We start from the raw sequence: 12,515 nt of genomic DNA on the forward strand, positions 1-12,515 counted from the left end.
AATGAGCTTTGAATACATTAGTCTGAACAAACCACCTCCTTTGCCCACTGAATATATTGCTCCCAATCATAGCCGGTCACATTGTGGCCACCCTCGCGTACATGGTAAGCGATGGTATGATGCACAGGTCGATGGACAGCAGGCATGGTTGAATCCGGTAAAACAGCGGCGCCAAATAATTTATAGACCGGGCCTGCAAAATAGGCGCCGAGATATTCGCCTTTCGGGTCGGCCCACCTATCGTCCTTCGCACTGGCCACATAAACGGGCCTTGGCGCCATCAGTGATATAAGCTCGTGCTGATCGACCGGCAGTTTTACTTCGTTATTATTAAATTTTTTGGCGTTTTCGCAAAGCCAGTGTGGAAATGACTTGTTCATTACGCCCCATGTCTCACCGAAACAACGCTTGCTCAATGCAGCCCCTCCGCAACCCGAGTTGTTGGCGATAACTGCTGCAAAGCGTGTATCATTTACAGCGGCCCATAGCGCAGTTTTGCCCAAACGCGAATGCCCAAATACGATTACTTTAGACGCATCCACTGCTTTGGCTTTTTGCAGATAGTCCATGGCCCGACTCAGGCCCCAGGCCCAGGCGGCGATACTTCCCCATTCATTAGCCAGCGGCCTGTGTTGCCCATTTTTGTAAAACAGGGAATGAATGCCATCTGAAAAATCATTTTTATCCGGATCGATCTCACCGTAATAAAAAGTTGCCAACCCGAAACCCGCATCGATGATTTGTTGCACTGCCCATCGCTCCGAACGGACGCCGCGAGAGGCAGCTGTCAACACATTTCCTGAAATATGATAAGCTTCATTATTTTTTGCCCATGCCCGGGAGATAATGACTTCCGGGTCGGAAACCGCGGCATGATTTCCATAAAAATTACAACCCAGGAATACCGGGGCCCGCCTGCTATTTTTTGGTAACAATAAAAGCAGCGTAAAAGAAAGTTCCCCGCTTTGATTTTTTATAGAAATTTTAACTTGCTGCCGCAAAGTATTTTTATATATCCTGCTTTCTCCCTGCTCTAGTATTTTATAGGTATGCATTTCCAAATGCCCCGGCACTTTACCATAGACCTGTTCCGTAAAAAAACGAAGCAATTCAGGTTTTCTAACATTTTCCCATTGACGGATAGAAGCAATGGTGGCGCCTTCAAAGGTGACTAGGGGGTTGGGCAGGATAAATGAAGGAACCTTCGTTTCGTCATAATTGACAGCTCGCTGGCCTATACATAAGCTATAACACAAGAGGGCTAAGACTCCTGCCAAAATCCATTTTCGATTTTTTTTCATTTTTTCAGCTTTAACTGGGAGCTATAATCGTTGCGATCCAATGGGAATCAGCCGGTCAAAGATGCGTTTTTTTATAACAACGATATATGCTTACCCAACAAATAAATCCATGAGAGTTTGCTTTGACGAAAAGGGAAAGATTCAATTTGATTGACGGCCATCAAACCAGGCGGGGCGTCAAAACAATTCTTTGCGCAACCGATTGCACGCGCTAAGGCTTTTTGGCTTTGTTACTTTTGAGTTAATTTTTTCAACATTATTGTACTTAATCAAACAAACAGTTCATGCTCCTTTTTCAAAACTGCGTCACCAAACGCACCGCAAAATTTCTGTTGTCGATCTTATGTCTTTGTTTACTGGCAGGAGCCGATGTCAATGCCCGGCCAAAAGTTTCGGTCGCTGTGTTACAACAAACGCAGGTCAATGGGACTGTCCTTAACGAGGCGGGCGAGCCTGTTCAGGGCGCCTCTGTATTTGTAAAAGGGACATCTGTTGGCGCTACAACCGATCAAAACGGCGCTTTTTCAATCAATGCCAAAGTAGGCGATCTATTAGAAATCAGCTCGGTCGGCTATCAATCCTTTACTTACGAAATTACAAATGCTGATAATATAAGTATTACGCTACGGCGCGAGGATGGCAGTTTGGAGGAGCTGGTGGTGGTAGGGTATGGCAAAAAAGAAAAAGCCAATCTTACCGGTGCGGTTACATCCGTTAATATGGACAAGGTTTTGGGAGACAGGCCCGTCTCAGATGGCGCCAAAGCTTTGCAGGGTTCTATACCGGGTTTGCAGATCGCTTATGGTTCGGGGCAGCCGGGTGGAACCACGTCTATCAATATCCGGGGATTCGAATCTATCAACGGCACCAATAACCCTCTGATTCTTGTAAACAACGTTCCGATGGATATCAACGATATCAACCCTAAGGATATCGAAACGGTTACAGTATTGAAGGATGCCTCTTCCGCTTCCATCTACGGTGCGAGAGCGGCATTCGGTGTCATACTCATTACTACTAAATCGGGTGCGAAAAACACACCGGTTCGTTTTAATTATGCTACCACCATGGGCTACAACAAACCCACCACTTTGCCTGAAAAGGCGTCACCCAAAGAGTTTGTACAGGCGCTGCTTGACTGGGGACAGGCTACTTATTACACCGGCGAAAACACGCAGCAGTGGATGGATTTCATTAATGAGTATAACGCCAATCCGGCTGCTTATCCCGAAGGTTATATCCTGGGGCAGAATGATTTTAAATATTTCGTACGGGAAAACGACATTTACGGGGAATTTATCAACAATAAAGGATTTAACCAGCTACACAACTTATCCGTAAGCGGCGGATCGGAAAAAACTTTTTATAGGTTGTCGTTAGGTATGACGGACGAGGACGGTATCATGGCTGGTAAAAATGACACCTACCGTAGATATAACGCCAACCTTAACTTAACTTCTGAACTCTCTAAAAAGCTGTCGACAAACTTCAATATTTTTTACAAGAATGGCTTGCGTAAAGTGCCTGTTTCCGGAGACATCAACACTTTGTATTATTCAGGCATCAACTTTCACTCGGCCCTGCCCACCGGCTATACCGAATATAATGGCGAGCAGGTACCCTATAGCACACCTGCCAACATCGTATTGTTATCGCCGCCACGAAAGAATTACGACGAAGTGATCAGGCTTTTCGGAAAGGCCACCTATAAACCTATTGATAAAGTGGACTTAAATGCCGAGTATACTTTTGAAAAAACCAACACCAAATTCGAGGATCCCAGTTACACCCCCGCATTTATATCACCGACAACGCAGGTATATACCGCCTACAACGCGCTGCAATCAGCCTATTCCCAGGGAAGTAGCGAAAAGAACTACCTGGCCTTAAACCTGTATGGTAATTACAATGAAACGATCGGTAAGCATAAAATGGGCGTCTTATTAGGGATGAACCAGGAGACTTCTCAATCAAAAGGTTTTTCAGCCAACCGCCAGGTGCTTATCAGCCCTACCGTTCCCGGATTATCAACAGCAACCGGAAACATTACGGTCGGCGACTCTTATAGCGATTTTGGTGTTATCGGCTTTTTTGGAAGACTGAATTATACCTTCGACAATAAATACCTGCTCGAAGTAAATGGGCGCTATGACGGATCTTCCCGTTTTCCTAAAGGCGATCGGTTTGGATTTTTCCCCTCCATCTCCGGAGGTTGGAAAATAGGTAACGAAAACTTTATGAAAGGCTTAAAGCCGGTGCTGAGTGATTTAAAATTAAGAGCTTCTTACGGTGAAATAGGTAACCAGATTTTAAAAGACGGCGCCGGTAACTTTATCAATTACCCCTACCTGCCGGATATGAACGCTTATAACGCCGCATGGATCAACGCCAGCACAGGGGCATTAGCGGTAAGTTTAACCCCTCCCGAGATCGTTAGCAGCAGCTTCACCTGGGAGCGCGTGCGTACCACGAATTTGGGGCTTGATTTTTCTTTGTTTAAAAATAAATTAAGCGCTGAACTCGATTGGTACAATCGCCAGACATTAGATATGCTGGCACCCGGTGCTGAGTTGCCCGCCACATTGGGCGGCCCGGCGCCAAGGGCGAATGTGGCCGACCTTTCCACGAAAGGCTGGGAAGCCAACTTAACATGGAAAGATCAGATCAACGAATTCAACTACAGTCTAGGATTCAATTTATATGACAATAAAACGAAAATCACCAGGTTCAATAACGAAGGCGGGCTCCTCGGCCAGTATTATGTAGGACAGGTGAACGATGAAATCTGGGGTTATACAACCGCCGGTTATTACACTGTTGATGATTTTGTAGAAGGTACACTCAACGAAAACCTAACTGGAGGAACGCTGAAGCCAGGCGTTCCGGTGTTCAAGGGCTTTTCTCCTAATCCCGGTGATATCAAGTTTGCAGACCTGAATGGCGACGGTGAAATATTTTCAGGAAACAATACCCTTACTGATCCCGGAGACAGATCAATCATCGGTAATTCGAACAGGCGTTTTCAGTTCGGCTTCAACACCTATTTTTCTTACAAAGGCTTCGACCTAAGCCTGTTTTTACAAGGTGTTTTAAAGAGAGATCTATGGATCAGCCATCCTGTCGTATTCCCCTACACTTTTGAATTTACCACGGTATACGCCCATCAGCTGGATTATTGGACACCGTCTAATACCGACGCTTTTTATCCGCGCAACTATCCGAATGGCAGTGGTAACTACGGCGGCAACATACGCGTGCAAACCAAGTACCTTCAAAATGGCGCCTACGCAAGGCTGAAAAATATAACTGCGGGATACACCCTTCCGCCGCAACTTTTAAATAAAATGAAAATTCAAAACCTGCGCATTTTTGTCACAGGTGAAAATCTGTTCAATTGGGATCATTTGCCGGACGGGCTGGATGCAGAATTGACAAACATTAACAATGGAGGTAACTATCCCTTCCTGAAAAATCTTAGTGCGGGCCTGAACCTGACTTTCTAATGTTTTAATTTTTACTCTTTGTCCGACCAAAAAAATATACGATGAAAAAAAATTCTACTATTCTCTATATAATCGCTTTCGCAGTAACTATGTGCTTTAGCGCCTGCGTTAAAAGTACACTCGACAAAAAGCCTACGCTGTCTTTTTTTGAAGACAATGCTTTTCAAACCTTCGATCTGGCACAAACCTACTCCTTTGGATTCTATACAGCTTTTGATGGCTACGACCTCGCTCATATCAACAATGAGTGGAATGCGGACCTGGTGATGAACAACAGCGCCGCCCAGGGGTCTAACTGGATATGGAACCGGATGACCATCCCTACTTCCGATCCGCTATGGAACTTTGCAACGATCCGACGTGTCAATATCATGCTGAAAAATATCGACAACTCTTTGATGACGGAAGAAGAAGTGAACCACTGGAAAAGTATTGGATATTTCTTCCGGGCGTTTGATTATTATGCTAAAATAGCCGCTTTCGGCGATGTCCCCTGGATCGACCAGGTGGTAACAGAACAGGATGAAAATTTACTGTTCGGAGAACGCACGCCGAGAGATGTTGTCGCTAACAATATGCTGACTGATCTTCTTTTTGCAGAAACACATATCATGGAACCAGGCACCAAAGGCATTGTACCCAACTCAGTTGGAGTAGGCGCCGTGCGGGCGTTGATTTCACGCTTCGGCCTTTTTGAAGGCACCTGGAGAAAATATCACGGGCTCGGCGACGCCAATAAATTTTTGCAGGCCAGCGCCGACGCCTCAAAAAAGTTGATCGACGCGAACCCCGAGCTGCATCCTAATTATGATGAAGTGTTCAACAGCGAGAGCCTGGCCGGCGTTAAAGGCATTATTTTATACAAGCAATATGATCAGGGCGTTTTAACCCACGTGCTGACTTCCAGGCATAAAAATTCTGCCGGAAACTGGGATGTCACCAAAAAAGGAGCCGACTCCTATTTACTGCAAGATGGTAAAACCCGATGGAACAGCCCATTGTTTACGACAGACAAAAACCCTTACGATGAATTCAGAAACCGGGACCGGAGGATGCTTTACACAATTGTGCCTCCTTTCCGCGTCAACAAAGTGAGCGGCAACCAACTTGCCTTTACTTACACATCTAACCCAGCCGACAGAGAGTATATCGATCTGTTTGCCAGTATTTCAGACGAAAGACACAAGTCGCTGCCGTCCAGGAACTGGGCGGGGCAGGTTTTGAACGTTTCTCCACATTTTCGGGATTTTAATGAAGGGGTTCCCTTCAATGTTTCGAGAACGGGGTATTTCACTTTTAAATACTATAACCGTTTTCACGATATTCAAAATCAGGATTTTTCGGATGCGCCCATTTTCAGAATGGGGGAAGTGCTGGTCAACTATGCCGAAGCCATGTTCGAACTGGGGCAATTCAACCAGGCAGTTGCCGACCTGACGATCAATAAACTCAGGGCCAGAGGAGCTGTGGCGGCCATGAAGGTAGCTGAGATCACGGCCGGCTTCGACCCAACGCGCGATCCGGAGGTAGATCCGGTGTTATGGGAAATCAGACGCGAACGCGGCGTGGAGCTGATGCTGGAAGGCTTTCGGTTTGACGATTTGAGAAGATGGAAAAAAATGAGCTATGCTTCGGAAGAAAAACTCGGCCGCTGGATCAAAAAATCCGATTATGGCAACAAATTGAAAACGCAGGATAATGCAGCCGAAGGCTATATCGTTAACTTTGGGAAACCTCCGGCTTTTCCTGATTACTATTATCTCTATCCCGTCCCATCCAACCAAATTGTTTTAAATCCAAAAATTCAACAGAACCCAGGGTGGAAGTAAATATATAAATGATAAACAGCAATCCCCCGGTCAACCATCGGGGGTTGTTGTTTAAAAGCCATTAATCGAAGACCGGCCCCATAGTTTATAAAGGGATCTGAAATAAGCTTACAGTACCATTTTGATAGTGAGCAGGAAGGCCTTCAGGATGCTTCAGTTTTGATAATCCCAAAAAATCAAAACCGCATTTTGTATAATAGGAAATAAGGCCGGGGTTATTGCCTACAGTATCCATTCTGATGAACCTTTTATCGTGTTTTAAGGCATATTGTTTTGCCCAGGCTACGATCTTTTTGACAAAATTATTTCCCCTGAAATCAGGGTCCGTTGCAATTCGATGAATATAAACAGATGGATCTTCATTCAGGTCTTCCCAAATTTGCGGGTCTGAAAACGTGGTCGCCCATATACAGGCAATTTTATCATTGCTTACCATCTTCCATTGTCGGCTTTCTAAAATTTCGGTTTCAATCAAACTTCTTTCAAATTCGGGCCAGTACACCGTAAACCTTGTTTTTTGAAAATCAGTGGCTATTTTATAAAGTCTAAAAATTTCGCCGATGTCCGCGTCCGTACAATTTGTTATTTCCATTTAATAATATTTCATTGCTTTCACTTCAATTCATTTCCGGTTTTCCGAATAACAAAATATTAAACCTAAAAGTTTTTAGACCCTGATATCACCTTATTTTAAATTCCGCATGCCTATCATCATTTCTAAAAAAAGACGGAAAGGATTGATGTTATTAACAATAAAAACTCTTCATTTTATTTATGGAGTACAATCCCTTCCAACGGGATAGCAGCCGGCTGTAAGCCCGGGCTGATAAAACGAACAGTGGCCGTTTGCAACCCACTCATCTTTACATAGGCCAGCAGACGGCCTTTAAAAACAGCCTGCTTATTATCGGTATAATCGCCCATATCCTTGTTATTGGCATTTTCGAGACCCAGTAGACGGCCAGGCGCTTCAACCGTGCAGGTGATTTCATTTTCGGCGTCTAATACCGGCCGGCCTGTGGCATCTGTTATCTGGAGCGCTACCTGAAAAATGCCGTCATGATGAGGCTTTGTTACCGACACGACACGAATCGCGTGAGCGGGGCCCGCCGTGCGGATTTGATCGGTTGCCGCCACGCTGCCATCGCTGCCCAGCGCTTCCACCTTCAGCTCGCCTTCCTCAAACGGAAGATCCCAGAAAATAATACCCGTCTCCGGATCTTTCGCAGCAATAGCCCCCCGCACCTGCCCGTTCAGTGATAAGCGCGCCTGCGGCTGATTGGTATAACAAACCACCCTGATCATTTTTTGAGGGCTGTAATTCCACAGCGGCCAGGCATCCATCGAGGGCCGCCGTTCCTGCTTTTCAGGCGTGGGATAGGTCCCCAGGTAGGCCATGGGCGCTTCGCTCCATAAGGACTGGCGGTAATACCCTCTTGGTTTAATGAAACCTGCAAAATCCAAAAGGCCGGAGTAAAAACCGCGTGAAGGCCATTTACCGGATTCACCCAGGTAATCGATGCCGGTCCAGAGAAACTGGCCAAATATATGTTTGTTGTCTGTGACCGCTTTCCAGGCAGCTAAATCATGACGGTTTTCACTGCCATACAACACGCGCTTCGGATACTTTTGATGGTCGCTTGTATAACGGCTTTCGGTATAATTATACCCGGCAATATCAAGCGCTCCGGGGTAAGCGGTTTCATTGGACATGGCCACGCCCGCCAGCCCCGCCGTTACCGGCCGTGAGCGGTCGTATTGCTTTACCACCGCTACCAGGCGCTTCGCGATATCGCCCAGCCGGTTAGCATCCGGCGCTTGTTTTTTATAACCGCCAAAAATTTTCTGAGTGAACCCATTCGCCGCATTACCATCTAAGATGGGATGCGAATAAGGATCGTTGGGATAATCGACTTCATTGCCGATACTCCAGGCAAACACTGAAAGATGATTCCGGTCGCGGCTCACCATGTCGGCCAGGTCACGGGCGCCCCAGGCTTCAAAAAAATCGAAGCTGCCCTGGTACCCGGGCATACCCACATTCCAACCCTCCAGCCATTTCCTTTTTGGAAACTCCCATTCGTCAAATGCCTCGTTTAACACCAGCAGGCCCAGTTCATCACAAAGCTCGTAGAGCGCCGTGGCCTGCGGGTTGTGGCTGGTGCGGACGGCATTACATCCCAATTGTTTTAACTGTAATAATCTCCTGCTCCAGACATCTTTATACATTGCCGCTCCCAGCACACCGGCGTCATGATGGAGGCACACACCTTTCACTTTCATCCACACATCATTCAAAGCAAAACCTTTATCGGGGTCGAAGGTAAATTTCCGGAAGCCTGTCGTGGTGGTATTGGAGTCAATGATTTTACCACCACGGGTGATGATTGTCTTCAGCCGGTAGAGCGCCGGATCCCCGAGCGACCATAAGCGGGGGGATTTCACAGAAAGGGCGGTTTTCTCTTTTTGCACAGAGTCGGGCAGCAGCCGCAGGGATTGACTCGCCGCAGCCACCACCACACCGGCAGGATCTGTGAGTTGATGAGCAACTTCTACCCTCTCGCTGCGATCACTGCTATTCTTAATATTTGTTTCGATATGTAACTTACCGCCGTCATCCCCAAGTTCAGGATAAGCATAAACACCCCATGTATCTATATGGATAGTATTCGCCATGACCAGCCACACATCGCGGTAGATCCCTGATCCTGTGTACCAGCGAGAGTCTGCGCTGCGGTGATGATCAACTTTCACGAGAATGGTATTGGCACTGTCCCATCGCACTTCGTTGGAAATATCATAGATAAAGGAGACATAACCGTTGGGCCTCCGGTCGACCGATTTTCCGTTGACAAACACTTCACTTCGATTATAAACCCCTTCAAAATAAAGGTAGCATTTGCCTTGCTGCCGGGGTAAATACATTGTCTTTTTATACCAGCCAATGCCACCCGGCAGGTAGCCCATACAGCTGGCATGCGCCGGATCGAGTGGTTGTTTAACGCTCCAATCGTGCGGCAGGTCAACCGGCTGCCAGCGGGCTGTTGCAGCGGGTAATGCACCCGTTGTGTCTGTAAGATTAAGGATAAAGGACCAGTCCTCATTGATCTTCCGGGCATTGCCAAAGCCGGGCTGGCCGTAGGCGCCCCAAGAAATCATCAATAAAACAGTGAGAAAATAGCGGGCTAACATATCGTTTTTTTTAAGAACGCCCAATTTACTGAATAGTTGGCTTCCCCCATCCGGCCGGAACAGGAAGACGCCTCACTTATTGCCTTCCCTGTTGAAGCGGCGAACCCTTTTACCCCTTTTTTTATCAGTACGCCATGGCCACGCCACGCTGTTGAAATATTCTCCCTCCGATGCTGTTTTCATTGCTCGAAATCAACCAATTTCCACGTAACTTTATAGGACAGCCCAGGCGGCGTACCATTTTACGCAGGTGGACATCGCCACAAAAAACATAAAAGCCCTCATTATGAAAAAAATGATATGCCCGTCATTTGAACCCTTACCGAATTTATGGATGAAACCGTTATTTTACAAACCCCATCCCGGGCATTGCCCGTTGTCCACCGCCCCTAAAATAAGCGCAATATGAAGCCAGAGTGGAACCAGGAGGTTGACACTGCGCTTTATCAGCTGTTGCCCCTGCCTGTGCTGATGATCGATACCCAGGGAACCATAACCTTTGCCAACGGGGCGGCGGCCATCTTGTTGCGCATGCCCCTAAAGCTGCTTACCGGAAAATCTGTAATAGCGCTGATGAACAGTGACGCCAGCAGCCTCCCTGAATGGCACCGCTGTTTACAGCAGTTGATGGAGGGCGCCTCGCACCAAAAGATCAGCGCCCTCTCGTATCGCTGCCGACAGCATGCCTCACCCCGCACCAGCTACCTGGATATCGCTTTGGCCCCTGTGGCCGGCACCTGCGGCGCCGTTTCGCAAATCGTTGCAATTATCACTGATATTACTGAAGCCGTGCTGGCAAAGCGCCAGGAGGCGCGGCTGCTGGCCCTGCTGGAAAAAAAAGAAAAATTCCTGTATGAAACAGAGCGGACGGCGCGCAACGGCACCTGGGAAATAGATATGCGCACCCAAACCGTTGTATGGTCGGATATGATGCGGGAGATTTATGAAATTGCGCCGGATACTGAGCTGAATTTCGAAACTACATTGGCTTTTTATAAAAATGAACAGCACCGCAAAAAACTGTTGTCGGTGGTAGAGGAAGCCATGACGCAGGGCAGCATGTTTGACGTGGAGTTCCAAATCGACACCGCCAAGGGCCGCCAGCTATGGGTGCGCAGCACGGGCAAAGCAGAACTGGTGGACGGGATATGCGTGCGGCTGTACGGAACCACGCAGGATATCACGGAGCAGAAAAAGATTAACGATGCTTTTATGGCTTCGTCGAAGCGCTACAATTCGCTACTACAGTCCATCGAAGGTATTGTCTGGGAAGCGCGGGCGGATAATTTCGAGTTCAGTTTTGTGAGCGACCAGGCCGAACCGATACTCGGGTATACATCGGAAGAGTGGCTGAAAGAGCCGAGCTTCTGGAGCAACCATATTTACCCCGACGACCGGGAACGGGCGGTGGCCTATTGCACCACCGAAACCCGGAAAGGCCGCAACCATAGTTTTGACTATCGCATGATAAAAGCAGATGGCAGCACGGCCTGGCTGAAAGACATGGTGTCGGTGATTACAGAAAATGGTGCGCCCTCCGTTCTTCGGGGCATCATGGTAGATATTACAGAAAGTAAATTATCGGCCGATCTCGATCATTTGGAAAAACACATTCTCGAATTAAATGCTGTTCAAAACATAGACATAGGCGCCGTTTTATCGGAATATCTCAAAGGTTTAGAACAATTGTTTCCTTACATGAAATGTTCCATCCTGCGGGTCAGGGATAACAAAGTCTACAACTGGGCCGCACCCTCTTTGCCGGCGAGCTATGTTAACCTGATCGATGGCCAGGAAATCGGGCCTTATGCCGGCTCCTGCGGCACTTCGGCCTACCTGAAAGAAAAGGTAATTGTAAGCGACATTGAGACGGATCTGAGATGGGCTAATTATAAGCATCTGGTGTTGCCGCATGACCTGCTTTCCTGCTGGTCTTACCCCGTGTTAGATGCCAAAGGGGCCATTATGGCCGTTTGGGGTATTTATTTCGGTACCAAACGAACGCCCGCAGCGGTCGAGGAAAGAGTCATTGAAAGATCCACTGCTATACTCGGCGTTATCCTGGAAAACAGGCTGAGCCTGGCGCGGATAGAGGAGTTTAACCTCTTTATCAGCCAGGGCCAGGAGCTGGCCAACTTCGGCACCTGGCAGTGGGATATCAAGGCTAACAAAGTGCAATGGTCGGATGTACTGTATAAAATTTATGGTGTCCAGCCCCATGAGTTCAGTGCCACATTCGAAGGCTATCTCGCTATGTTGCACGCTGACGACCGGGATAAAGTAACCGATATTATCCAGGGCATCCTGGAAACGCACAACGACGTGTTGTTTGAAGAACGCATCATCCGGCCCGACGGCGAGGAGCGCACTTTAAAATCATGGGGGCGCCTCGTTTTGGATGAAAAAAACAACCCGATAAAAATGATCGGCGCCTGCCTGGATATTACACAGGCCCGGAAAACCCAAACACGCCTGAAAGAAATTGCCTGGCTGCAATCGCATGTGATAAGAGCGCCGCTAACACGGCTGATGGGATTGGTGAACATCTTACAAAATGAATTGCAGCAACACGATATTCACCACGAGCTCCTGAACCATATTGAAATTGCTGCACATGAATTAGACGATGTTATTAAAAAAATTGATGCTAAAACGAATGTGTAGCTCTTTGAGATCGCTGAACGCTTCAA

At 47.3% G+C, this 12,515-nt stretch carries 6 protein-coding genes; 3 read left to right on the forward strand and 3 right to left on the reverse strand.

The genetic code is table 11. From position 1 onward, the window contains the following. Nucleotides 1-17: 17 nt before the first annotated feature. Nucleotides 18-1,301, reverse strand: a complete 1,284-nt coding sequence (locus tag ABDK00_RS09255) for a hypothetical protein (protein ID WP_346238325.1) — start codon at nt 1,299-1,301, stop codon at nt 18-20. 284 nt (nt 1,302-1,585) lie between these two features. Here ABDK00_RS09255 and ABDK00_RS09260 point away from each other — a divergent pair, with 284 nt between their 5' ends. Both ABDK00_RS09260 and ABDK00_RS09265 read left to right on the forward strand, forming a co-directional pair. Continuing rightward, entirely contained in the window at nt 1,586-4,804 is a 3,219-nt protein-coding gene (locus ABDK00_RS09260; protein ID WP_346238324.1) for a TonB-dependent receptor, read from the forward strand. Nucleotides 4,805-4,845: 41 nt separating this feature from the next. Further along, complete coding sequence (locus tag ABDK00_RS09265) at nt 4,846-6,633, forward strand: RagB/SusD family nutrient uptake outer membrane protein (protein ID WP_346238323.1); 1,788 nt, start codon at nt 4,846-4,848, stop codon at nt 6,631-6,633. An 85-nt stretch (nt 6,634-6,718) separates the two neighbouring features. Here ABDK00_RS09265 and ABDK00_RS09270 read toward each other — a convergent pair whose 3' ends face one another. Beyond that, nucleotides 6,719-7,225: a GNAT family N-acetyltransferase gene (locus ABDK00_RS09270; RefSeq protein ID WP_346238322.1), complete on the reverse strand. Its 507-nt coding sequence runs from the start codon at nt 7,223-7,225 to the stop codon at nt 6,719-6,721. A 176-nt stretch (nt 7,226-7,401) separates the two neighbouring features. Continuing rightward, complete coding sequence (locus ABDK00_RS09275; RefSeq protein ID WP_346238321.1) at nt 7,402-9,825, reverse strand: glycoside hydrolase family 2 TIM barrel-domain containing protein; 2,424 nt, start codon at nt 9,823-9,825, stop codon at nt 7,402-7,404. A gap of 405 nt (nt 9,826-10,230) precedes the next feature. On the opposite strand from ABDK00_RS09275, the gene ABDK00_RS09280 reads away from it, so the two are divergent. Next, a complete protein-coding gene (locus tag ABDK00_RS09280; protein WP_346238320.1) occupies nt 10,231-12,489 on the forward strand; it encodes a PAS domain-containing protein in 2,259 nt (752 codons plus the stop codon). Nucleotides 12,490-12,515 lie beyond the last annotated feature (26 nt).

The sequence above is a fragment of the Niabella insulisoli genome (assembly GCF_039652435.2).
Classification (GTDB): Bacteria; Bacteroidota; Bacteroidia; order Chitinophagales; family Chitinophagaceae; genus Niabella; species Niabella insulamsoli.

Coding starts and splice junctions, on each gene's coding strand:
- ABDK00_RS09280 (WP_346238320.1), top strand. CDS start 10,231: ATGAAGCCAGAGTGGAACCAGGAGGTTGACACTGCGCTTTATCAGCTG.
- ABDK00_RS09260 (WP_346238324.1), top strand. CDS start 1,586: ATGCTCCTTTTTCAAAACTGCGTCACCAAACGCACCGCAAAATTTCTG.
- ABDK00_RS09270 (WP_346238322.1), bottom strand. CDS start 7,225: ATGGAAATAACAAATTGTACGGACGCGGACATCGGCGAAATTTTTAGA.
- ABDK00_RS09265 (WP_346238323.1), top strand. CDS start 4,846: ATGAAAAAAAATTCTACTATTCTCTATATAATCGCTTTCGCAGTAACT.
- ABDK00_RS09255 (WP_346238325.1), bottom strand. CDS start 1,301: ATGAAAAAAAATCGAAAATGGATTTTGGCAGGAGTCTTAGCCCTCTTG.
- ABDK00_RS09275 (WP_346238321.1), bottom strand. CDS start 9,825: ATGTTAGCCCGCTATTTTCTCACTGTTTTATTGATGATTTCTTGGGGC.